Origin of the sequence: Embleya sp. NBC_00896 (genome assembly GCF_045207785.1) — a bacterium.
Taxonomy (GTDB): domain Bacteria; phylum Actinomycetota; class Actinomycetes; order Streptomycetales; family Streptomycetaceae; genus Embleya.
In genome coordinates this window covers 7304005-7326521 of record NZ_CP108776.1, presented here as the reverse complement: position 1 = coordinate 7326521, position 22517 = coordinate 7304005, and the positions used below count along the sequence as shown (strand labels likewise).

Genomic DNA, 22517 nt, shown 5'->3' with positions numbered 1-22517 from the left:
CGTCGCTCCGACGGTCGCCGGGGTGGGCGGATCCTCGATTCCCGGCCGTACCACCGGGTCCGGCCGACGGCTTCGCGAAATACGGAGGAAGCCCCGCGCGTACAGAACACGTGCGAGGCGGGTCCGAAACCGGCACCGAACGAATACGGAACAGGAGGGGACGAGAAGGGCGGAAACGCCAGGTGGGAGACCTGCGAGTGGAATGCGCCACACCACTGGAATTGACTTGGCTTTCAACTCCGCGACGGGTTAGGTTGATCTCGCCTACCGGCATCCGGACGTTTGGGGACGATTCGGAAATTCAGCCCGAGGTGTGGGGGAATCATCCGACGCGCAAACTGCGCGTATCGGCGAGCACGGCACGAGCTCCGCATCGATATATGAATCGATGAATGTTTCAGAGTGTCCGCCGGCACTCCACCCCGACACGTCTTTCGTCCGGATCTTGCCTGGATCGCCATCGGTCGGCACTTCTTCACTATTCATCCAAGAGAAGGTCGGGCTTTAATGAAGCCACGTCGTCTGATCACCGCGATCGTTTCCGCCGCCTCTGTCGCGCTGGGTACGGTCGCTCTCTCCTCCCCGGCCGGCGCCGCCGACGCCGGCTCGGTTCTGCGGCTGTCGGGCTGGAACGCCGTCGCCACCTCGGCCGCGGTCTCGCAGGCGACCTACGACGACGGCGAGGCCGAGGCCGTCGTGCTGACCCGCGTCGACCACTTCGGTGACGGCCTGGTGGCCGCGCCGCTGGCCGTCGCCAAGAAGGCACCGCTGCTGCTCACCGAGACCCGGTCGCTGAGCCCGGAGGCGGAGGAGGAGCTCAAGCGCGTCCTGCCGCAGGGCAAGTCGGTCTACATCCTCGGTGGCGAGCTCGCGCTCTCCCGGAACGTCGAGAACCGGGTCGAGGCGCTCGGCTACAACGTCGTCCGGATCGGTGGCGCGTCGCAGTACGAGACCGCGATCAACATCGCGAACGCGGCCAACACCAGCCCGAAGTACATCTTCCTGGCCACCGGTCGCGAGTACTACGACGCGCTGGCGGCGGGTGCCTCGGCCTCCCTCGACGGCAGCGTCGTCGTCCTCACCGACGGATCCAACCTGCCCGACTCGGTGCGCGACTACCTCGACCAACACCCGGGCTCGGAACTGGTCACGGTGGGCACGCCGGCCGAGGACGCGCTGGCCTACCACTACAACCGCGACTTCTACACGTTCGCCGGCGACGACGCGATCGACACCTCGCTCGCGGTGGCGAGCTGGCTCGAAACGCCGGGCAACGCGAGCATCGCGACGATGAACACGTACCACGACGCGATGGCGGGCAGCGCGCTGTCCGGCCTGATCGGGGCGCCGGTGCTGCTGAGCAACGGCGACGAGCTCGACTCGCGGGTGGCCGCGTGGATCGCCACCAACCGCTCGACGCTCAACAACGCACTCCTCTACGGCGGCACCATGGCGCTGAGCGACCGTGTCTTCACCGACACGGAGAGCGCCCTCGGCGTCGGCGGCGACGCCAAGTCCCAGCGCACCGCACCACAGGCCCCGTCACTGACGGCGCCGAAGGACAAGGGCGACCGCCTGAGCAAGTTCCCGAAGCGCGCGCCGGCCACAGCGGTCACGCGCTGACCCCCGACGGCGCCCGCGACCGCTCCGGAGCGGTCGCGGGCGCCGTCACGTTCCGGGCCGTTCGCGGCACCGTTGCCGATCGCGACGGGCCGAGACTTGGGACGGGACGGGACGGGACGGGACGGGACGGGACGGCTGCGGCCTTCGCCGCCCGACGGTGGCACAGGCGCGGGACGCGGCGGAGAGCGCCTGCCGGGTCCTGGGTCCGGGAAGTGCGCGGGTCAGCGGATGGTGGACGGCCGGCCAGGCATGGCCGACGGACAACAGGCTCCACAGCGCGTGATCCCGGCACATCGGGATCCGCAGGGCCCGGGCGATGCCGTGGTGGTCGAGCCGCTCGGGCAACAGGCGCGCGTCAGCGGCCAGTTCGGCCAGACGGGCGCGGACCCCCCGACGGTCGTGTGCGGTATCCGCGCCGCAGAGGGCGCCTTCCCCGTCGTCGGCCGTGCCGGGGAAGCGCCGGCGCGGCGTCTCTTGGGGCACCGGCTCGACGCGTGCCCGTATCGCTCGCAGGCCCCGCCGTCCTCCCGCTGCCCTGGGTCTGCGGCCCCGCCGGATCGTCGTGTCCACGCCGCCGATTCGGCTCCGCCCCGGCATCGTCCACGCGCCTGTCGGGGCGAACACGACGTCGAGCGCGTCGACGCCACGTCACAGGCGGGGTTCCCAGCGCTCGCCCCCCCAACGCCTCCTCGACCAGGCGAACCGCGCGCGCGCTCGGTGACCGCCGCTCGCAAGCCCTCGTACGCGTACATCCGCAGCGCCGCCTCCACGGCGGGCACAGGCACCGCGTCCTTGAACTCCACCCGCGCCGTCCCGTAACCGTGGCGTACCGCGGCGGCGACGTGTTGGTGTGCCATCCGCGCCAGGATCACGGGGTACCGGCGAAGCACCTCGTGGCTCCGATAGCCGGGCGGGCACAGGTCGTACAGCCAGGCCACGGCCGTGTCCTCCTGGTCCGGCACCCCGGGCGGACGCACGCCCCGCGGCCACCCCGGCGGCGCCGCCCCACCCTTCCCCCGAGGCCTGGGCGCAGCGGCGCCGGTCTCGGCGATCGTACGGGCGGAGCGACCCGCCTTCCCGGAAAGTCGCCGTGTCGTCCGGGGCCGACACCTCGGATTCGGCGTTGACGTTGAGGCCGTGTCGGGGCTCTCGTCGGGAATCACGGGCGAATGCCCCGGGCCTGTCGGGTGCGCATGGCAGCGCCCCCCTCGGCGGCGACGGCCGCTGCCCGGGATATGTCAGTTCGAAGTCATCCGCCACATGATCAATCGTATATTTGTACGCATAGCGATTCACATCGTCTCGCGGGCGATGTGGCGTCGACCGATACTTCGCCGTTTCGATCGGTAGCCGGTCGGCGTCGAGGGAAATGCGGGTGCCGGATCAGGAGCCGGGCGGGCAGGATCTCGGTATGTCCACTGATGTCAGCGGGATGATCGAGTGCCGACCGGGTGCCCGCCTGTGGGGCCCCGACGACGAGGACTCCGTATGGCATGCCGCCATGGCACCTTTCATCCTGATGCGCGGACCGGTTGACGCTAGACCGCGCAGGGGGCAACGAGCCGTCACGCGAAGGCAGTGGCCAACCGTCGCGTCGACGCGGCAGCGCTGTGGATCAGGGAGCAAGTCGACGGTCGCCGGCGCCGCGTGTCATCTGGTTTCCTCGGTCGGCGCCCGCCCGCCGTTGCCCGCTCTCCTGCACGGCTGCGCTCTGGCCCGGTTGGAGCGGTCCCCACCCCGGAGTAGCCGCGGCCTGAGACGAGAAGTGTTCCAGGACCGGCGGAAATCCCCTGGTCAACGCGATGTGCGCGGTTGGACACGTCACGGGACACAGTTGTGGATTTGCGGAGTTGGATCGCGGCGGCGGTAAGTCCGGGTGCCGCATCTTGGATCGCTGCGGTTTGCTCCTTGCCGACAATCGCGGTGGTCACCACGACGCTCAGGCGGTCGGTGTGATTGCCCAGTTGATGGACACGTTGCCCGCCTATGGCGGTGAACTCCACGGTGTCGTGCGCCGCGCTCTTGCCCATCACGGGCTCGACGATCTCGGGTGTGATCAGCCGAAGTTCGGGCTGTGCCTGATAGAGGGACCGCACCGTCCAAGGCACGGCGGGCGCTTGCCCCCGGGGCGGAAACGCGGCCGCGTCGCGTTCGGCTTCCGAAGACATGGCATTGGCGCGCAGGATGTCGGGCATTCCCCGCCCGTGCTGCCGGGCGATTTGATGGTGCCGGACATGCTCCAGCTCGTGGAGCGTCACGCCGACGATGCCGAACTTCACGACGTCGGGCCCTTCGCCTTCCGCCTGGACGAGCGCCAGGGCATCGCCTGTTCTGCCGTGCTTTTCGCCTCTCGCGGTGAAGAACCGCGAATCCAGGACCACCTTGTTCCCCCGGACCTCGGCCAACATGTTCGCCCCCGTGGGTAGATCGCAGGAGAACCCGCCGATCTCGACGTCGGGATTGACCCGGGCGAAATGCACCCTGCCCAAGGCGACCGGCCGCAGGTCGTCGGCGGGGACGGACAGCAACTCCAGTGCGGTACTGCGCTGTCCGGCGCGCTGCAACGCCTGATCCATCAACTCGACCACGTCTTCTGTTGCCGTCGCGCGGGCAGGATTCCGTACGAACGGATCGTCGGGGCTCACACCCCGCACGGCACGGCGGAGCGGAATGCTCGCCCGCGTACGTGCTCCCGCCACCGCTACTCCTCAGTGCTCGTCCTTGCATCGGCCGCTCACCGGCCGGACGGCCGGGGGACTCACCCGGTCTGGCAGCCGTGTGTTTCGCTCCGGCAGCCGAACGCTGTCCGTCAGTCTCCAGAGCGGGCGGCCCCGGGCACGCACGCGTGTCGGGGGCCGCCGAGTTCGCTCGTCCGGGGTGGTTCATTCGGTGTCGCATGTCTCGCCGGCATGGCGGCGAGGAAGACGCCGTGCCATGTGGTGATCCGTAGGTTTGTGCCGGTGCGACTCCCGGACTACGCCGGCTCCCACGAGTCGCCTCGAGGGTTGGGCCCTCGCCGATCGTCGTTTCGGCGATGCGACGGGGAACGTGGCGCAACTCGAAGAGACCCGCCATCGGACTCAACCTGATGAGAGCACGGTCGCAGCCTCGGCAACGAGCCGCGTTCGAAGTGCAGCCGCTTGGCCGGGACCGGCCCCTACTGGCATTGGGTGGGTAATCAGTGCCTCAAACAATGGTGTTTCGGCTGCTCGGGCGAGTGTGGGGCCAAAGTAGGCGGGTCGGGCAGCGCGATAACCAGAGCGTGGTGCGGGTCCACCGGCATTCCCATGCCCGCGCGTGATGGGCTCCGGCACACCCGGCAAGGGCCGGCCCGATCCGCTCCAGAACGGTCCGAGGCCGCACCTTCCAGCGGCCGTAGCGGTAGGTCAGGCCCGGTAGTTGCTCGGCGAACGTACGGCTGGGGCGTGCGGCGCCGTCGCGGCGGATTCGCGCGTCCAACACGACCCGGCGCCCCCCGACCGCCAGACTCGCCGGAGACGCGGGTACTACCCGTGCACCCGTCGTGACCGCCGTCCGCACAGCGGGCACGCCGCCTCATCCGCCACGCTGTGGACCGCGACCCGCACCACACCGCCGCCGTGTCCACCGCATCACCAATAAATCGCGGATGCCCGCGAACACCGCGGCGATCCACTCCGCTCCCGAGGTCTCCATGTCCGACACGTTCGCGATCTGCGGCACCGGGCCCCAGACCGCCAGGAGTAGTTGCCGGAGCATCAGGGCGATTGCGGCGCACGTTCAGGATTCGAACCTGCGGAAACCGTTCATAGCCACCGAGTACGGGGCGGTGGGGCGGGTGGGGTGTTTCAGTCGTCGGCGCGCGGCGGATTCAGGCCGCGATGCCCCGGCGCGCCGCGGTGCGTGGTCGGCCGCTGCCTTGCGGGGCCGCGCGGAGCGTCGGGGCCAGGATCCGGTGTACCTCGGCTGCCGAGAGGCGCGTGGACGCGGGCAGTGGTTACAGGTACCGCGTGAAGATCAGTCCGCCGACCATGGTGACCACGGCGGTCGCCCGCTCGCTCGCGTCCGTACCGCCGGGATATTCAGCAATCTGCGGCAACACCTCCCCGTCGAGGTACTCCCGCAGCACGCCCATGACGTCCTCGTCCTGGAGTGCTTCGCGGCTGACCACCGTCGCGTCCCACAAGTCCGTGACGGCATGCAGGATCCGGTCGGCGACGCCGGCGGGGTCGCCGCGCAGTGCCTGGGCAAGTCCGAGTGACCGGGCGCATTGCAGGTCTGTGACCTCGCCGAACAGCTGCTGCTTGGACCCGAAGTGGTACTTGATCAGCGCCTGGTCCACGCCCGCGGCGGCGACGGCGACGGCACGCAGCGTCGTGCGGTGGTATCCGTGCTCGAGGAACAGGCCGCGGGCGGCTTCGGCGATGAGTGCTCTGGTCGGCGGGTTGCCCCGCGGTGGGCCCCGGGTTTTATTCATCGTCTTTGAAGACCACGCTCTCGCATCGGCAGAGTCGTCGTTGTCGAGCCCCGCCGAGCGTGCGGGGCGGGAACAAGGAGTGAACTCATGCGCATCACCGTCTTCGGAGCCACCGGACCGACCGGCCGCCGGCTCACCGACCAGGCCCTCGCCGCCGGCCACCAGGTCACCGCGGTCTCCCGCCGCGCGGACGCCCTGACCCCCCGAGCCGGGCTCACCGTCGTCTCGGTGGACGTGGCCGACACGGCTGCCGTCGCGGCCGCCGTCGCGGGTGCCGACGCGGTCGTCTCGGCCCTGGGCGTGCCGCCGACCCGGGAGAGAGTCACCGTCTACTCGGACGGAGTGCGGAACATCATCGCCGGCATGGAACAGCACGGCGTCAAGCGCCTCGTGGCAGTCAGCTCCAGCGTGGCGGACCCGAACTGGCGGCCCACCGGCGAGCACTTCTTCAACCTCGTCATGGACCCCCTGGTCAACCGCAAGGTGGCGAAGACCGCACACGACGACATGCGCCGCATGGAGGCAGTCCTGCAGGAGAGCGGCCTGGACTGGACCGTCGTCCGGCCGGGCGGGCTGTTCGAACACCATGAAGTGACGGACTACGAACTCGGCGAGGACAGCGTCGACGCGCTCTACACCGCGCGGACCGACCTCGCCGCTGCCATGCTGAGCGAACTGGAGGACCGCCGGTTCGTCCGCAAAGCCATGGGAGTCGCCACCCGGGACGTCAAGATGAGCATCCCCAAGCTGATCCGGCAGCAGGCCAGGGCCCAGAAGGCGGCCGGCAAGTGAAGCCGCTGAAGCCGTCCGCCGAGGCCCTGTTGGCACTGCCGAGCGTCGGGACGCTCACCACGATTCGTCCGGACGGCTCACCGCACGTCGTCACCGTCCGCTTCACCTGGGACGCCGATGCGGGACTGGCCCGCGTCCTGACCATCGACACGACCCGCAAAGCACAAAATCTGCTTGCCGCCCCGGGCAGTCGGGCCGCGATCTGCCAACCGGAGGGCGCCCGGTGGATCACCCTCGAAGGCACGGCCACACTCTCCGCCGAACCGCACCGCGTCCATGAAGGCGTCCGCCGCTACCTCGCCCGATACGGATCATCACCGCCGGCGCCGCCGGGACGGGTGCTCGTCGAGATCGCCGTGGACCGCGTCCTGGGGATCCACTGAGCCGCCGTCCGGACCCGTCGTCAGGTTCTGCAGAAAGAGATCGTCCGGGACCGATGAGTTCCCGGAGACGGTGCGGTCCACCCCATCAGCAGTACGGCCGCACCGGCAACGCACCCCACGAGAGAAGTGAGACGCTCAAATGCGCATTGTCATCGGTGAGTTCATCAGCCTCGACGGCGTGGTGCAGGCACCGGGCCACCCGGACGAGGACACCGACGGCGGCTTCGCCCACGGTGGCTGGACGCACCCGTTCTTCGACCCGGCCGTCATGGGCGCGGCCCTGGCCGAATGGGGCGTCGGTACCGAGGCCATGCTGTTCGGGCGGCACACCTGGCAGGTCATGGCCGCAGCCTGGCCGAATCGGGCCGGCGACCCGTTCGCCGACCACATGAACAGCGTCGCCAAATACGTGGTGACCAACACGCTCCACGACGACGAGCTGACCTGGAACAACACCACGCGCATCCCCGGCGACCAGGCCCTGGACCAGATACGGAAGCTGCGCGACACGAACGGGGGCGACCTGGTCGTCACCGGTAGCGCCTCGCTCGCTCGCACCCTCATCGCCGAGAACCTGGCCGACGAACTCCGCCTCATGATCATGCCGGTACTCCTCGGCGGTGGAAAGACGATCTACCCGTCGGACGGGGCCCTGCGGACGTTCGAGCTCGTCTCCACCGTTACCAGCGGCACCGGCGTTCACGTGGCCACCTACCAGGCCAAGGCCGCCTAACCCGCGACGTCACGAGGAGAACCACCGCAGGCGAGCGAACCGGGCGGCCCCGGGCACATGTGTGCCCGGGGCCGCCCAACGACGAGTGCCCGGCCGCGCACGCCCTGGGCGGCCCTGAGGTCGATCCGCGCGGCACGACCGGACGGCGCCCCGATATACGTGATCCTCGACAACCTGTCGGCCCACAAGAATTGGCGGATCCGCGGGTGGGCCCGCCGGAACAGGGTCGAGCTGTGCTTCACGCCGACCCCCGCGTCGTGGGCGAACCCGATCGAGGCGCACTTCGGGCCGCTGCGGCCACCCTCGCCAACTCGAACCACGCCAATCACACCGTCCAGACCCGGCGGCTGCACGCGTATCTGCGGTGGCGCAACGCGAACGCCCGACACCCCCCGACGTCCTCGCCGCCCAGCGCAGGGAACGCGCACGCATCCGCAGCGAGAAGGGATCCGCTGGGGCGGACAACCCCTCGACACCGCCACATGACCCACCAACCCGGTGAACGTTTCCGGTCACGGCAGTAGAGAGCCCGGTTCACGTTCAGGGCGTTGTCGGAGTGGCGAGCGCCAGGTGCGCCGGTTGTCTGCGCGGCGCCGGTGATCGGGCCGCAGGTGTACCTTGCCGAGGGCCTCCGGCGTGGGCCCGCTCCATTTTCTTCGGACAGGGTGGAACGCTTTCGCGGTGACGCGGCTCTGGAGGGGGTGACAAGGTGAAAGCCGAAGGGGAGGACGATGCCACCGGAAATCCGACTGGACTTCGAGGCGTACGCGCGGGCCAGACAGCAGCAGCTCTTCCGCACCGCATATCTGCTGTGCGGCGACACCGACCGCGCGCAGGACCTGACGCAGACCACCCTCACCAAGCTGTTCCAGAACTGGCGACGGGCAAGCCGCGCGGACAACCTCGACGCGTACGCGAAGACCGCCCTCATCCGCACATTCCTCAGCGAGCAACGCTCCCGCCGCCGTGAACGCGAACTGCACACCCCCATCGCCGCGGGGCCCGGCGCCGACCGACCCGAGGTACGGATCGCGCTCCTTGCGGCGCTCGCCGAGCTCGCGCCGAAGGCCCGGGCGATGGTCGTCCTGCGCTATTGGGAGGACCAGACCGTGGAAAGTGTCGCCGCTCAACTGCGCTGCCGCCCCGGCACGGTCAAAAGCACCTGCTCACGGGCTTTGACACGGCTGCGCGAAATCCTCGGCGACGCGGCCATCTACGTGACGGAGGGATGAGGAAGTGCCCACGGAACACCCCGAGACGACCATGAAGTACGCGATGGAGCAGACGACATCGGCGCTTGCGCCGGTGCCCGACCTGGTGCCCGCCGCGGTCGTCGTCGGCCGCCGACGCCGGCGCCGGACCCGCGTGCTCACGGCCACCGCCGCGGCATGCCTCACCGTCCTGGCCGCGGTCGCGGTCCCCGCCGCATGGCCCGACAACTCCTCCCCCACCAGGACCGGCCCCGCCAAGCCCGACCCGGCAAGGCCGTCGGGGTGGCTGCCCCCGCTGACCGAGCTCACACCGGCCGCGAAGTCCTATCCGGTATGGGCCAACCCCAACATGCCCTCGGGGGACCTGCCCGGCATGCCCGGGGACCAGAAGTTCTCGGCCGAGGAGGAGCGCCTGCGCGGCATCTACCGGAACCGTGTCGCGGCGGCGCTGGAGCGGCTGCTGGCGATCCCCGGGGCGACCTGGGAGGTCGGCCGGGACATCGTCAGCGGATACGGCGTGGTGATGCCGGACGGAACGCGCCACCCGCTCGCGATCGACATCCTCGCGACCGGACGCGCGCACTCCCTCCTCGAACCCGAAGGGCTGCGCTGCGACGTGCCCCGCATGCGCGAACCCGACCGCGCCTCCTGCGTGGAACACGTGCTCCCCAACGGCACGATCGCCCGCATCTACAAGTCCGTCTCACCGATGGCCACCTCCCCCGCCGGGGACATTCGCTACGGCGACACCGACGTGACCATCGACACGGGCATGCTCAACCCGCTCCCCGTACCGCTCACCGACACACAGGTGCTCACCATCCTCACCGACCCCGAACTCCTCCAACTGACCGAGTTCCTGGTGACACACAAACTCTACGAAGGCGCGAAACAGAAACCCCACACGAATTGACACCCCCCTCGGCACCGCATCAGGCAGTGCCACATGCGGACCGGATTCGCTGACGATCGATGAGCACGTACGTCACGTTCCCAAAGTCGCGGCACAAGGTCGAGATCCATCAGTTGACCGGGCGGGTGGTCGACTGCCCGATCGACGCGACGAACCGCCACCCCCTCCACTTCGACCGTGCCGTAGCCGAGACCGGGCCTGGGTAGGTCGGGCATCCTCAGGTCTCGACGGCCATGCGGACGCCGAGCAGGATCAGGACGCCGCCGGAGACCTGTTCCAGGCGCTTGCGCACATTGGCGCGGGAGATGACGCTCTTCATGCGGCCGACGAACCACACGTACAGGCCGAAGTAGCCGATCTCGTACACCGCCCAGACCGCCGCGAGCGCGACCATCGTCGGGAATTTCGGTGCCTCCGGCGGTACGAACTGCGGCAGGAACGACATGGCGAAGATCGCCGCCTTCGGGTTGGCGAGGTTCAGCAGCAGGCCTCCGCGGTACGACGCGAAGCCCGACTTGGCGGCGGCCGCCGTCTCATCGGCCGAGACCTCCGCGCCGCGCCGTGCCGCGCGCAGCATCTGGACACCGAACCCCACCAGCACCACCGCACCGACGATGCGCATCACCTCGTACGCCAGCTCCGAGGCTGCGAGTAGGGTGGTCAGCCCGAACGCGGCGAACAGCCCCCACACGAACACGCCGGTCTCGTTGCCGAGCACGGTCAGGAAGCCGGCCCGGCGGCTGCGCAGCGACTCCCTGATGATCAGCATCGTGCTGGGGCCGGGGGCGGCGGCCACGATCGTGCAGGCGCCGAGGAAGGCGAGGAGCGTTGTCAGCATGCCGCCCATGGGTGGAGGCCCTTCGGTCAGGTGTCCAGGAGTTGTCGTACACCGCGCTCGCAGGATCTGCCGGCGAGAGTCGGCCTAGCAGGCGCCTCGGCGGTCTGCCGGACGCCGCCTGCTCGGCAGCAACCGACAACCGAACAACTGACATGGGGCCTGGCCGACGCCAGGCCCCATGTCAGCAATGATGGCGGCCACGACCGAGCGTTTGCGTCCGAAGTCGGGTTCGGGTAATCCCCGGCATGCTCGACACAGGCGGTTCCGTACCAACGGCCCCGCCGGTGGCGGGGATGCCTGTGGAGGGCCGGCACAGCCGGACATGCCGCATGACGCATTCCCTCTCTCGTCGTCGTGAACCTGTTCCGTGTGGGGCCGTTACGCCTTGGCGTAGCTCCAGGCGCTGCAGACGTTGGTATTGCCGAGGCAGACCTGGAACTTCAAGGGTCGATGCTCAACGAACTCTTCGTTGTGAAGTGCTGCCACACGCCGTTGTATTGCGCGTAGACGACCATGGTGACGCCGTAGCCGTCCGTCTTGCGGTCGATCAGCAGGAACGAGTCGTCGTAGGCGTCGTAGTTGACTTCGCCGGCGAGGCTGGCGTAGCCGCCACTGGCGTTCTTGTTACAGCTCCGCGTACGAGACGCGAACGCACAGGTGCTCCCACCGTGGCCCCTCTGCTCGGCGGCAACTCCTCCAACCGCCGCTTGCGGCTGCGGCTCACGGCGCGGCGCCGGCCGTGAGCCAGATCTTGGGTGGCTCGTACCGTCGTCGATCCGCTTATAAGACAGGGAAAATTCAACTCCCTGTCACATGGCCGATAGGACGCGTCAATGCGCCCCGGCGGCCCGGCCGGGCGAGACGAGCAACGCCATGCGCTATCTGATGACGTCCGAGGCGTCGGAGAGCGCGAAGGCGACCGACGAGAAGCGCCGAGATGGGCGCCTCCATCGAGCTCGTCGCCGCCGGCGTGATACCGCATGACACCGGCAGAACCCACCACCGAGATCACCATCGCCCCGAACCCAAAACCTCAGTAGCCGGATTCCGCGACGGCTCTGATAGCGGTAACGGACAGGGCGGTCGACTGCATCCATCCGGGTGTAGGGCGACGGGCGCCATGGGATGGAGCTCCACATGAACGTCGGCACACCCGTACGACTCCTCTTCGTCGCTGCCGCCTCGGCATCCGCTCTGGTTTTCGGCGGCGTACCGCCCGCTTCCGCGGGCTCCTCAAACGCGGCGTCCTCGGCCGACGGCGGGCGCTGGACCATCGCGTGCGGCGGCGACGGCCTCGAGCTCGTCGATGTTCCAGCGGGACAGATCAGTGCCCTTGGGAAAGTACTGACGCAGCAGTCCGTTGGTGTTCTCGTTCGTGCCGCGCTGGCACGGGCTGTGCGGGTCGGCGAAGTAGACCAACAGCCCTGTCTCACACCGTAGTTGGATGTGCTGGGCGAGTTCCTTGCCGCGGTCCCAGGTCAGCGATCGACGTAGTTGCGCGGGCAGTTCGGTGATCCTGGCCGCGATCGCGTCCTTCATCGCCTCGGCGCCGTAGCCGGCCAGCACCGGGCCGTTCTTCACCCGTGGTTGGACGCCGTAGCCTTCCAGGCGGGGCAGGTGCAGCAGCACCGTGAACCGCGTCGTGCGTTCCACGAGCGTGCCGATCGCGGATCGATCGGTGTGCCGGGTCTTGTCCGCTCCGTCGTCGACCTGCTGATGCGACAGGGAGCGCTCATCCATGACCCGGAGCGACCTTTACGTTGGGCTCCCCCGATTTGTGGAGACTCTCGAGATGCGGGTCAGCGGATCCGTGGAGAGGGTGCCCTGGTGGATGCGCGCACGCAAGGATGCTCCTCGTTCAGGTGATCAATTGGGCCGCGTCACTATGGCAAGGGCAAAATGCCCCCAACGACCGGTATGCCACCATAGGCACGATTCGCGCTGTCCGGACGGTCCGCAGTCCGATCAGGTAGTCCGACTGCGGTAGTGGGCCTGGGTTTTGGTCGCTGTGTCGGCGCGGCCGGGTGTTGTGTCCGGCCGCGCCGTTTTGGGTGTCGTGTCGCCGGTGGCCGTGTGGCCGTGTGGCCGGGTGGCCGTGTGGCCGTGTGGCCGTGTGGCCGTGTGGCCGGGTGGCCGGGTGGCCGGTGGTTGGTCTCGGGTGGGGTCTAGGTCGCGGTTGCGGGTCGGTAGGTGGCTACGTGGACGCCGGTGGCGCTGGTGACGGTGGAGACGAGTTCGAGGGTGTGCTTTGCGCCGTCGTGGGGGTAGATGGTCTTTCCGCCGCCGAGGAGCACGGGGATGATCATCAGTCGTAGTTCGTCGACGAGTCCTTGGGTCAGGAGGGTGCGGGCGAGTGTCAGGCTGCCCATCACGACGAGGTCGCGGCCGTCGGTGTCGCGGAGCTTGCGGATGTGGTCGAGTGCCCGGTCGCCGGGGATGAGGGTGGTGTTGTTCCAGGTGAGGTCGTCTTCGCCGAGTGTGTTGGAGACGACGTGTTTGGCGACGGAGTTCATGTGGTCGGCGAAGGGGTCGCCGGCGCGTCCGGGCCAGGCTGCGGCCATGACCTGCCAGGTGTGGCGTCCGAAGAGCAGGGCGTCGGTGTCGGCGGCCCATTCGGCGAGGGCGCCGCCCATGACCTGCGGGTCGAAGAACGGGTGGGTCCAGCCGCCGTGGGCGAACCCGCCGTGGGTGTCCTCGTCGGGGCCGCCCGGGGCCTGCATGACTCCGTCGAGGCTGGTGAACTCGCCTACTACGATGCGCATCGAACTGTCTCTTTTCCTGGTTCGGTCGATCACTTGTCGTGGAGATCGTCGGTTGTCGTGGAGATCGTCGGGTGGCTCGGGGCTCGTCGGTCGGATGCCGGCGATGACGAAGTTGGTGATCGGCAGCCGGCCGAGCGAGCGGGTGGCCGATGGGCTCGGTGCGTGTCGGGTGGGTTCGAAGCCCTCGCGGGTGAGTGCCCGGGCGACCGACACGGCCACCCACAGCGGACCGGCGACGACCGCGCAGGCCGACAGCGCACGGGTGCCCACCGCGCTGCTCGGGGCGGCGACCCGGTTCCGGTCGGCGGCGACCGTGCTGCGCGGAGGGCGGGTGGTCGTGGTCACGGCGGGTTCCTTCGAGGGGCGGGCGGGCCCGGGCGTTCTTCCCTGGGGCTCGCACCTTCGTCGATCCGCTGATATGACGGGGAAACCCACAATTCCCCGTCGCATGGCCTGCGCGACGCGCCAGTGACCCCCGGCCACCTGGCCCGCCGAAACGAAACCGGTCACCGCGGGAACGGGTGACGGCCCGGCTGCATGCGGGATGCGGGCAGCACGCGGACTGGGTGCACAGCCACTATCAGCGGCATGTCGCCGACGAGGCGGTCGGTGTGCGGCCGCTGCGGATTGACTTGTCGGTGCGTCGGCTGTACTGCGAGAACCCCGCCTGCCCGAAGGCCACCTTCGCCGAGCAGGTCGATGGGCTGACGCGGCGCGACCCCGCGCGCAGCAGGTCCACCGGCTCCTGGATGCCGACGTCGGGCTGGCAATCACCGGCTACGAAAATCTTGCAAGAGCCCGCCTCCTTGTGTAAGTCCTGGGGTGGTTACTGAACGAGGACATCCACGTCGCCGCTGTGAGCGGTTCGGCGTCGAGGCCATCGGTGCGGCCGTGGTAGCCGGGCACCGCTTGGGGACGACTTGGGCGGCGGTGGCGGCGTGACACCGGTCCTGTTGGACCACACCGCGCTCCTCGCCTTGGGCAAGGACCACCGTCGGCTGTCGGGTTGGGTGGTTGCCGCGACTGCGGCTCTTGCAGGTGCCCGCGCTGTCGCTGACGGTCGTCGAGAGAGTGCGTGAGAACTTCGCATCGCTGCTCGGGGTGCACGTCGAGCCCCTCGACCCGCCCGCGGCGCCGGCCGCCGGCGACCTGGTCCGTGCGGGGTTCGACTGGCGGATCAGCCACGCCGTCCACCTGGCCCGCCCGACCCTGGACTATCCCGGCGGAGGCCGCTGTGCTCATTCGAGCCTGAGCTGGCACCGGCATCAACCCCATCACGCCCGCCGACACCTGATACCGAATGGTCCCCGGCTTCCCCGCGCGGGGCGGTGAGAGCACTTGGCGCGAGATGAAGCAGCTCGGCCGCGTTGGCCGCCCACTGGGCGGTTTCAGTTCCGCTGTCATCCCGTTCGCCGGGCCTGCTGCGGACGAGCCCTGAGGCGTCGGCCGGTTCCCTTTCACATCGGCGGATCGACGCAGGAACAAAGCATCGAGCCCCGACCCGAAGGAGCCCCCGTGACCACCACGTCCCTCCGCGCCGTCCCTGCATCAGGCCAGTCGCGGCCATCAGGACGGTGAAACAGCGCGGGGAAAGCGCACACCTGCGCGGATCCCGCCCCGGCCCGCGCGCAGTCGTCGGTTCCGACCCCCGATGCCGGGCTGCGACCCGCGCCGCGGCGGGCACGGAGGCGGGCGGCTTGGCGAGTCTGGTCGGCCAGGTAGCCGCGGCGCCCGCCGTTGCGGGCGACCTTTCGGGCGACGGTGAAAGTCGGGCGGGCCGGCTCCTCCTCGATACGGCAGCAGCTGTGCCCTCGACCCAATCCGTCGGCGATGCGCCGGCGTTCCTTGCTCGTCAGCCTGCCTCCAGGCATCAGCACGCGCCTCCCGCTGTGCTACCGCACACCGCACCGAGGTGGTCGCAGACCAGCGGCCGTATGCATTCACCGGCAGGACATTGCAACAACCTCAAAGCGAGATCGCATTCGCTCACAAGATCATTGCAACGAAGTAGGGGCTCTGAGCTGCTTGTTTGCCAACTTCAAAAGCGGTACATGATTAATGAAATTTTGAATGCAATGTACTTTCCAGCCACAGTGAAGATCACCAAGAGGTCACGCAATCCCCTCGACGGGGCACCAGCAGGCCGGTCCGATTTCACGCCCCAGCCCCGGCCCAACAAGAGGATCAACGCCCATGCACATCGTCAGTGAGTCGTTCTTCCAGGATCCTCGGCGTGACCTCGATCGAGGCGCTCGGAGACCTGATTCCATCCGATACGCACTCCAGGGCTGCGACGAACGTCGGCGACACGGATCGTTCGTCCAGCCACTGAGCCAACCACCGCACGCCCCTTCTCGGCACAGCTCGCCGCAGCACTCTGCAACCACTTCTCGAAATTTCGATCCCAATCTCCCCCCACCCGCCTCAACTCTCAACGAACAAGGAGATTGATCGTGCGCAGATCCCTCAAGCGTGCGGCCGTCGACTTCGATGCCGGCGCCGCAGCGCTCGTGGCGGTTGTGTCCGCCAGCGTCCCGGCGTAGGTCCAGTCATACGGCGTCTCGTCTGCGGAGCTCTACCAGAACGCGATCGGCGGCTACACCAGCCCCACCGGTGAGGTCCTCTACGACGCCCAGGACGATTCGTTTTTGCTGATCGACCGCAAGACGGACGGCCACGGCGTCACGATGGTCGTCTACGCGTCGTACAAAGGCGTATGGAAGCACTTCACCACGAAGACCAACAACAACGGCTTCGGCTTCGCCACCAGTACGACTACGACTTCGTCGAGGCCCGACGCGCGGTGCACGACTGATCACGGCGGGGACGGGCAGGGCCACTGATTGGTCGGCGCGGCAGGTCAGCGAGTGCTCGTTGCGGGCGTGCACAAACAAGGGGGCCTACGGGTTCCCATGTCCTCTTATTGGGGTGGCCACATGTCCCGAGGGCAGGCGCCGGCGTCCGGCAGACTGCCCCGGGCGGCGTCCGCAAGACTTCTTCAGCTCACGGAACTTCAACGTCCGATGCTGCCGTCCCGGCCGCTTGCTGTTGTCGATGCCGCGTTGCGCGAGCGGGCGATGAGCTGCCGTCCATGCCTCGGCGCGACGTGCCCGTGGCGGCGTCAAGCCCGGCGCGCTGATAGCTGCGAGCGCAGAACACATGCCAACGGAGCGATGAGTTCCCGAACCGGGCCGAGTCTTACCGAGAACAACCGTTGCGGCTGGGACGACAACGGCGAGAAACACCGGAACAGAGCCACAGGAGCGTTCATGAGCACTACGCACAGCGTCACGGCCGCCGACGGCACCACGATCGCGTACGACCGGTACGCCCCGATGGGCGGCAGCCGCGGAACGGTGGTCCTGGTCGGCGGCGCGTTCAGCTACCGGAAGTTCCCGAAGATGGTGGAGCTGGCCGAGCTGCTGGTCGGCTCGTACGGGCTGACCGTCGTCAATTACGACCGCCGCGGGCGCGGTGACAGCGGCGACACCCCGGGCCGATACAACCCCGCGCAGGAGATCGACGACCTGGCGGCGGTGGTCGCCGCCGAGGGCGGGTCGGCGGCTCTGTTCGGCTGGTCTTCCGGCGCGGTGCTGGCGCTGCGGGCCGCCGGCTCCGGACAGGTCCCCGGGATCAGCCGGGTGGTGGCCTTCGAGCCGCCCTTCGTCGTCGACCGCACGGGCCACGTGCCGCCGTCGGACCTGGCCGCGACGCTGCACGGCTTGGTCGCCGCCGACCGGCGCAGTCAGACCGTGCGGTACTTCATGACCAAGGCGATAGGCGTTCCCGCTCCGTTCGTGGGCCTGATGCGGATCACCCCGATGTGGTCCAAGCTCACCGCGGTGGCCGGTTCCACCCCGCACGACTGGGCGGTGATGACCGAGCACATGCGCGGGGAGCCACTCGACCGGGCCGACTGGGCCGGCGTACAGGTGCCTGTGCTGGTGCTGTCCGGCGGCCGCAACAACGCCGTGCTGCGCACCGCCGCCCGCGCCGCAACCGAGGCGCTGCCCAACGCCCGGCACACCGAGATCCCGAAGCTCAGCCACAACCCCGACATCCGGCTGCTCGCGCCGCCTGCCGCCGAGTTCCTGAGCGCCCACACAACCCCGACCACCTGACCGGGCCGAGCTGTTCGAGACGCCCTCGGCGGCAGATGTGAGGGCGGGAGCGCGTGGATCACCGTCACCGGGGCCGGCTTCGTGGCACTCCCGCCCGCCTCGACCGGGCGCCGGCACGCCAAGCCCGCGGTGTCATCGGGTAGTTGACGTCGCCGGGCGATAGCGAGGTCAGGCCGCGGCGCGCCGCGCCCCGTACCCGTGCGCCCTGGAGCGCCGCCCGAAGCGTCGGCGCCGGCACGCGCCGTACGTCGGCCGCCGAAAGCCGCGTCGACGCCGGCAGCGGTTGCAGGTACCGCGTGAAGATCATCGAGGCCGCACCGGCGAACAACCACCTCGGCAGCTTCGGATCCGTCGAGGTGACCAGCCATCTGCCCACCGGCTCCAGCCCCCTTCAGCGTGCAAGATCCGCGCGGTACAACACGACAGGACTGTGACACGCTCGGTTGAGCGCGGCCAAACGATCAAGGGGTGGATATGCTGGAAACTCTGGTGGTCGAAGTGCTTCTCACACTCGTTGAGGAACTGCGCTTCAGGCGTACCGCCGAGCGCCTGCACGGCACAACCCGCCGGATCAGCCAGACCATCCGCAATCTCGAACGCCGCGTCGGCGGCCCGGTGCTCGAAGGCAATAGCCGCAAGGTAACGCTCGACAAGCAGCTGCCCGACGACTTGCGCCCCGCGAACGACCGCGGGCTCCCCGGTGACACGGCACGGGACGGGTGAAACCAGGTGTTCGAGAACACGAGAGGACCGCCACCGGACGCGGGCCCGGCGGGCATCGGACCGCCGCTACGACGTCGACGTTCCTCAGTTGCGGTTGACGCACCGCCAGTTCGAGATGCCGTACAGGCCGACCTGGTCACGAATCCCGTCAAGGTCGAACAAGCCCTCGTCGACGGCTGGATGCACGATCTCTACGCCGCGTTCGGCCTTCCCGAAGCTGTGCGGGCCGGATCGTTCTGAACTCGACTTCCCGCATGAGCGCACCGGCCATCGTTCTGCTTTCGGCAACTTCCCTTGTCCTCAAAGCAAATCCGGTGATCGTCATGGCTCGGAAGGTGTCCACGGGGCGGCGAGGTCTTCGGTCGCGCGTACGGCCTTTCGACCCCGTGAGCCGGCTCCGAGCCCGCGAAGTGCATTCCAAAGGTCGTCGTATGCCCTCGGCACTCGATAGTGCTGTCGTCATTGAGACCGCCCATGTACCAGTCGATATCGTCGACGGCCTTCACGATGCAAAGCCCGCGGAAGCCCGGAACGGGAAGACCGCGCCCAGCATGACGACCAGCATGCGGTTGTCCCGGCGCCGGTGCGCGGCGGGGTCGCCGGTCGGACGAGGCGGCATTTCGACGGCGGCGGGTCCTCGGGGCGGCTCGACGGCCGGGAGCGCGAGGTTCTCCACGAGTGGCTGCCGGCAGGTGTCGGGGGTTGGACCACGTCGTCGCTCCGGTACTGCACGTACGCGACGGCGGTCGGCCGTTGGTGGGGCCCGGGGCGTAGCGGACGGCGGGGCGGACCGGGGCCGAGCGTCAGGGCGGGGACGAGGACGCGGACTCACTCCAACGGCCGAGGGGAGGTCTTCATGGGCTGACGCGCGTACCCAGACCCAGGCGAACGGGCTGTCCCTGCCGGTGCTGCTGAAGGGCTACCAGCGGTTGGGCTACACCAACCGGGCCGAGGCCTTCCACGGCTTCTCCGACTGGCTGAAGGAGATCATCAAGTTCAACGAGCTGCTCGCGAACTGCGTGATCTACTCCAATGCCTGCGCCATCACCGCGTCGGCGGCGAACTCGCCGGCCGCCGAGGGGCACCCGGTCGACCTGGCCATGATCTCCCCGTGCATCGCCCACACCATCCGACGGTTCGGGGGCTTTGCCCTCGACCTGACCCCACCCGACACCCGGCTCGACCTCGCCCCCGGCGCACTGTTTCCCACCGGCCGGGTCTGACCCGGCGGATTCCGCCCGCCTGTATCCGCAGGCCTGCAACGAGCAAGACCGGTGCGCCGACGTCGTCGTGACCTCAAGGGCATGGCCCGCCACACGCGGGTTCCCCCGGGTCCGGAACACGGCACACCAGACGTCATCAAGCGTGGCGCCTCGCGCATGCCGGGCGCCACGCTGAGGGCAGCGAGTGTCAACGGGTGGGTCTTGCCGTCGCGGCCGCGTTGGACGGCAGCGTCGTCGCCGGCGTCATCGCGGTGAGCGTCCATCCGCCGTCGCGTCAGAGCCCGACGCCGCTCCAGGTGAAGCCGACCCCGCTTGAGGTTGTTGCCGACAGGTCGAAGGGATAAGTCCCTGCAAGGTCCTCCGTCAGACCGCTGATCCGAATGTCGTGCAGACTTCTGCCGCCGTGTTCGCGAAGTCTGAACTGCACCTCGTCGTCCGAGGCGGTCTTGAGGTGGTCCCGTCACCCTCGTACGCCGGCCTCCAGGCCTGGGCCGGCTCTTGCCCCGCCCGAGTGTGTGGGGTGAACTCGCGGCCCGCGTGGCCAGTGCGCCGGCCGCCTCGGTCATCGGCGGAAGGTTTCGCCGTCAAAGGCACGTACCAACAGGCCGACGCCGCAACGGCATCCGCACGCGAGCAGCGACCGGCACCATCACCGCGGCGCAGGTGAGTGCACGCGGGTCGGGGTGAGCGCAGTACCGGGGCAGGTGGTCTTCTCCCAGGGCTTGCGCTGGTCGGTGGCCGGGGGCAGGGCGAGGCGGAGCTCGGTACACGCGATGATGACCAGCCCGGGCCGGCGGTCCGCCGCCTCTGGTTCGCGCAGCCGGGGGCGGGTCGAGCCCAAGTTCTGCTTGAACAGGCGAAACGTGTTCTCCAGGTCGAATCGGCGAAGGTAGCAAGACCACACGACGTCGACATCGACGGGCTCGCGTCGGCCGCGGAGGACCACAGCCAGACCGGAGGTGCATCCCGGTCGCCAGGCAGACGGTCGACCTTGAGTCGGATCAACGTGCCCTCGAATAAAGGTAGTTCGCCGTCCAAGTCGATGCAGGCCGAGCGGTGGGTGAGCCTGGGGTGGACCCGGTCCCACCAACGCGCCTCGGTCTTGCCGTGGCGGGGCGTGTCGTTCACAGTGACCACTGCCGGCTCCGGCCAGGACTCCGGCCTGGCCAGACGAAACTCCGGTGTGTGTTTGGGCGGTCGGCCGCCCTTCGAGTCGTGGACCCGTGGCGGCTTCGGCAGCCGCAGGACCCGCTCCGATCGCAGGCGTCCGGCCAGTTCGACGGGCAGGTCCCGCAGCAGCCACGCCAGACGCATCACGCCGTAGCCGGCGTCCACGACCAGGACGTCCCGGTCGACGTCCTGCCACTGGCCCACGCGGACCAGGTGCTCGACCACATCGCACAACTGGCCTGCGGTCACCGCGATGGCATCGCCCTCGGGGCCGAGACGGACAGCGTCCAGCGCCGCAGTCCACGGCGACCTGCCCGGGAACGTGCGGCGACGACGGAGTACGGCCGGCCCAGGATGATCTGCGCGGTCGCCCAAGAACGGCCGTGGACGTGGCAGAACAGCCGCTCCGGCAAGCACGCCGCGTCCCAACGCAGCCATGGCGAGACGTCCACGAACAACACGATTCGCGCCTCCAAGCGAGGCAGGGGTCGGCACCAGCAGATCACGAAGCCGCTCGACGTCGGGGTGACCGTGATTGAGCGCCCTACACCGGGAGCCGTAGCCGCGGCGGTGCTCGGCGGTCAGCGACGGCTCCACCGGTGTCTGCACCAGCCAATCCGCGCACGGAAGCGCGTCGGCGAGTTCGAAGAACGCGTCCGCCCGCGCGGTCGGGGACCCGTGGAAGTCCGTGCGGAAGCATGACAGTTCCGCGAGCTCCTCCCGTTCGCCGATTCGTTGCGGCACGCTCATCATCGCGGCCTTCGTCGTGAACCCTTGGATCTCCTCGCGGAATTCAGGATCACGAGAAGGCCGCCCCACGTCCGGCGATCGCCCGATCGAGTCACCGCCAGTGAGGGTGACCGCGGAAGGCTGTCGGGGATGGGCATGGTCCGGGTCGGGCGAAGGTCAGGGGGCCCGGGGCGGTCGTACCGCTTCGGACTCGGAGTCGTTCAGGAGGGCGTCGATGAGCGGGGCGGGCCCGGCGACTGTGGTGGCCCACAGGTCGTGGCCGGCGCAGATGACCCATGAGCGGTCCTCGGCCCAGAGGTTGGAGGGGCTGAAGTCGATGTCGGGATGGTCGTACAACTCCTCGGCATCGCCCAAGAGCCCGGTTTGTAGGTGCAGGTTGTCGAAGTCGCGGGCCCCGAGCATCAGTGGGTTGGAGTAGGCCAGGCAGCGGGTGTCCGCGCCCGCCGGGTTGTGGACGCGGAGCAGTGCGACCAGGCGGTTCCAGGTCTCGCGGTCCGGACTGCCCTCGGTCGGCGGCGCGATTGTGACGGGCCGGCTGCCCTCGATGGACGCGAAGGAGAGGCCGCGGTGGCAGGGCGAGAGGCCGGCGGGGACCATCGGATTGCCGCTGCGTTGGGCGAGGTCGGCCCAGCGCAGCCGGTGCCGGCGGGAGCCCGGGTGCTCGGCGCGGCCCAGGCCGCCTCCGGTGAGGGTTCCCACCGTGTTCGACGAGGTCGATGGCTGAGGCGTCCAACATGGCCCCAGGCCAGGGCGCGTATCCCACGCGCAGAGCGCGGTCGGAGACAGCAGCCTGCGCGAGGCCCGGTGCACATCGGAGGA

At 69.0% G+C, this 22517-nt stretch carries 18 protein-coding genes and 3 pseudogenes; 13 read left to right on the top strand and 8 right to left on the bottom strand.

The window, feature by feature from the left end:
• The first annotated feature begins 507 nt into the window (after positions 1-507).
• Entirely contained in the window at positions 508-1623 is a 1116-nt protein-coding gene (locus OG928_RS32675; RefSeq protein WP_406290542.1) for a cell wall-binding repeat-containing protein, read from the top strand.
• Positions 1624-3188: 1565 nt separating this feature from the next.
• Here OG928_RS32675 and OG928_RS32670 read toward each other — a convergent pair.
• Together OG928_RS32670 and OG928_RS32665 are read right to left on the bottom strand one after the other, a co-directional pair.
• Complete coding sequence (locus OG928_RS32670; RefSeq protein WP_406290540.1) at positions 3189-4268, bottom strand: hypothetical protein; 1080 nt, start codon at positions 4266-4268, stop codon at positions 3189-3191.
• Positions 4269-5599: 1331 nt separating this feature from the next.
• On the bottom strand, positions 5600-6079 hold the full coding sequence (locus tag OG928_RS32665; RefSeq protein WP_406290538.1) for a TetR/AcrR family transcriptional regulator: 480 nt from the start codon (positions 6077-6079) through the stop codon (positions 5600-5602).
• 87 nt (positions 6080-6166) lie between these two features.
• On the opposite strand from OG928_RS32665, the gene OG928_RS32660 reads away from it, so the two are divergent.
• The 6 genes and pseudogenes from OG928_RS32660 (at position 6167) to OG928_RS32635 (ending at position 10111) form a co-directional block, all read left to right on the top strand.
• The gene (locus tag OG928_RS32660) at positions 6167-6871 is read left to right on the top strand and encodes an NAD(P)-dependent oxidoreductase (protein ID WP_406290536.1); all 705 of its coding nucleotides are present in this window, start codon (positions 6167-6169) and stop codon (positions 6869-6871) included.
• Positions 6868-7254 carry a pyridoxamine 5'-phosphate oxidase family protein gene (locus OG928_RS32655; protein WP_406290535.1) on the top strand — a complete coding sequence of 129 codons (387 nt, stop codon included), beginning with the start codon at positions 6868-6870 and terminating at the stop codon, positions 7252-7254. Before OG928_RS32660 ends, OG928_RS32655 begins: the two co-directional genes overlap by 4 nt.
• A 139-nt stretch (positions 7255-7393) precedes the next feature.
• The gene (locus tag OG928_RS32650; protein ID WP_406290533.1) at positions 7394-7987 is read left to right on the top strand and encodes a dihydrofolate reductase family protein; all 594 of its coding nucleotides are present in this window, start codon (positions 7394-7396) and stop codon (positions 7985-7987) included.
• Positions 7988-8092: 105 nt separating this feature from the next.
• Positions 8093-8473: pseudogene (locus OG928_RS32645) on the top strand (transposase); the annotation flags it as partial.
• Between the two features lie 245 nt (positions 8474-8718).
• Entirely contained in the window at positions 8719-9219 is a 501-nt protein-coding gene (locus OG928_RS32640) for a SigE family RNA polymerase sigma factor (protein WP_406290531.1), read from the top strand.
• A 4-nt stretch (positions 9220-9223) separates the two neighbouring features.
• A complete protein-coding gene (locus tag OG928_RS32635) occupies positions 9224-10111 on the top strand; it encodes a hypothetical protein (protein WP_406290529.1) in 888 nt (295 codons plus the stop codon).
• 217 nt (positions 10112-10328) lie between these two features.
• Here the strand turns inward: OG928_RS32635 and OG928_RS32630 are convergent, their stop codons facing one another.
• The 3 genes and pseudogenes from OG928_RS32630 to OG928_RS32620 all read right to left on the bottom strand — a co-directional run bounded on the left by OG928_RS32630 (position 10329) and on the right by OG928_RS32620 (position 13711).
• On the bottom strand, positions 10329-10949 hold the full coding sequence (locus tag OG928_RS32630; RefSeq protein ID WP_406290527.1) for a LysE family translocator: 621 nt from the start codon (positions 10947-10949) through the stop codon (positions 10329-10331).
• Positions 10950-12182: 1233 nt separating this feature from the next.
• Positions 12183-12626 (bottom strand): annotated as a pseudogene (locus OG928_RS32625) (IS30 family transposase); the annotation flags it as partial.
• Positions 12627-13114: 488 nt separating this feature from the next.
• Positions 13115-13711 carry a dihydrofolate reductase family protein gene (locus tag OG928_RS32620; RefSeq protein WP_406291325.1) on the bottom strand — a complete coding sequence of 199 codons (597 nt, stop codon included), beginning with the start codon at positions 13709-13711 and terminating at the stop codon, positions 13115-13117.
• 1014 nt (positions 13712-14725) lie between these two features.
• Between OG928_RS32620 and OG928_RS32615 the strand changes: the two genes are divergently transcribed.
• The 6 genes from OG928_RS32615 to OG928_RS32590 all read left to right on the top strand — a co-directional run bounded on the left by OG928_RS32615 (position 14726) and on the right by OG928_RS32590 (position 19778).
• Positions 14726-15043, top strand: a complete 318-nt coding sequence (locus OG928_RS32615; RefSeq protein WP_406290526.1) for a hypothetical protein — start codon at positions 14726-14728, stop codon at positions 15041-15043.
• Between the two features lie 1316 nt (positions 15044-16359).
• Positions 16360-16554 (top strand): hypothetical protein, encoded by a 195-nt coding sequence (locus OG928_RS32610; RefSeq protein WP_406290524.1) that lies wholly within the window; start codon positions 16360-16362, stop codon positions 16552-16554.
• A 426-nt stretch (positions 16555-16980) separates the two neighbouring features.
• Positions 16981-17832, top strand: coding sequence for an alpha/beta fold hydrolase (locus OG928_RS32605; protein ID WP_406290522.1), 852 nt, complete (start codon positions 16981-16983; stop codon positions 17830-17832).
• A gap of 296 nt (positions 17833-18128) precedes the next feature.
• Positions 18129-18266, top strand: a complete 138-nt coding sequence (locus OG928_RS32600; protein WP_406290520.1) for a hypothetical protein — start codon at positions 18129-18131, stop codon at positions 18264-18266.
• Between the two features lie 40 nt (positions 18267-18306).
• Entirely contained in the window at positions 18307-18555 is a 249-nt protein-coding gene (locus OG928_RS32595; RefSeq protein ID WP_406290519.1) for a LysR family transcriptional regulator, read from the top strand.
• Between the two features lie 905 nt (positions 18556-19460).
• Positions 19461-19778 carry a hypothetical protein gene (locus tag OG928_RS32590; protein WP_406290516.1) on the top strand — a complete coding sequence of 106 codons (318 nt, stop codon included), beginning with the start codon at positions 19461-19463 and terminating at the stop codon, positions 19776-19778.
• Positions 19779-20427: 649 nt separating this feature from the next.
• On the opposite strand, the gene OG928_RS32585 is transcribed toward OG928_RS32590, so the two are convergent.
• The 3 genes and pseudogenes from OG928_RS32585 to OG928_RS32575 all read right to left on the bottom strand — a co-directional run bounded on the left by OG928_RS32585 (position 20428) and on the right by OG928_RS32575 (position 22397).
• Positions 20428-20724 carry a hypothetical protein gene (locus OG928_RS32585; RefSeq protein ID WP_406291345.1) on the bottom strand — a complete coding sequence of 99 codons (297 nt, stop codon included), beginning with the start codon at positions 20722-20724 and terminating at the stop codon, positions 20428-20430.
• A 179-nt stretch (positions 20725-20903) separates the two neighbouring features.
• A pseudogene (locus tag OG928_RS32580) lies at positions 20904-21386 on the bottom strand (transposase); the annotation flags it as partial.
• Positions 21387-21854: 468 nt separating this feature from the next.
• The gene (locus OG928_RS32575; protein WP_406290514.1) at positions 21855-22397 is read right to left on the bottom strand and encodes a hypothetical protein; all 543 of its coding nucleotides are present in this window, start codon (positions 22395-22397) and stop codon (positions 21855-21857) included.
• Positions 22398-22517 lie beyond the last annotated feature (120 nt).

What these genes read in the sequence shown, in the direction of transcription:
- OG928_RS32675 (WP_406290542.1), top strand. Translation starts at nt 508, where the DNA reads ATGAAGCCACGTCGTCTGATCACCGCGATCGTTTCCGCCGCCTCTGTC.
- OG928_RS32665 (WP_406290538.1), bottom strand. Translation starts at nt 6,079, where the DNA reads ATGAATAAAACCCGGGGCCCACCGCGGGGCAACCCGCCGACCAGAGCA.
- OG928_RS32660 (WP_406290536.1), top strand. Translation starts at nt 6,167, where the DNA reads ATGCGCATCACCGTCTTCGGAGCCACCGGACCGACCGGCCGCCGGCTC.
- OG928_RS32650 (WP_406290533.1), top strand. Translation starts at nt 7,394, where the DNA reads ATGCGCATTGTCATCGGTGAGTTCATCAGCCTCGACGGCGTGGTGCAG.
- OG928_RS32640 (WP_406290531.1), top strand. Translation starts at nt 8,719, where the DNA reads ATGCCACCGGAAATCCGACTGGACTTCGAGGCGTACGCGCGGGCCAGA.
- OG928_RS32630 (WP_406290527.1), bottom strand. Translation starts at nt 10,949, where the DNA reads ATGCTGACAACGCTCCTCGCCTTCCTCGGCGCCTGCACGATCGTGGCC.
- OG928_RS32620 (WP_406291325.1), bottom strand. Translation starts at nt 13,711, where the DNA reads ATGCGCATCGTAGTAGGCGAGTTCACCAGCCTCGACGGAGTCATGCAG.
- OG928_RS32605 (WP_406290522.1), top strand. Translation starts at nt 16,981, where the DNA reads ATGAGCACTACGCACAGCGTCACGGCCGCCGACGGCACCACGATCGCG.
- OG928_RS32595 (WP_406290519.1), top strand. Translation starts at nt 18,307, where the DNA reads ATGCTGGAAACTCTGGTGGTCGAAGTGCTTCTCACACTCGTTGAGGAA.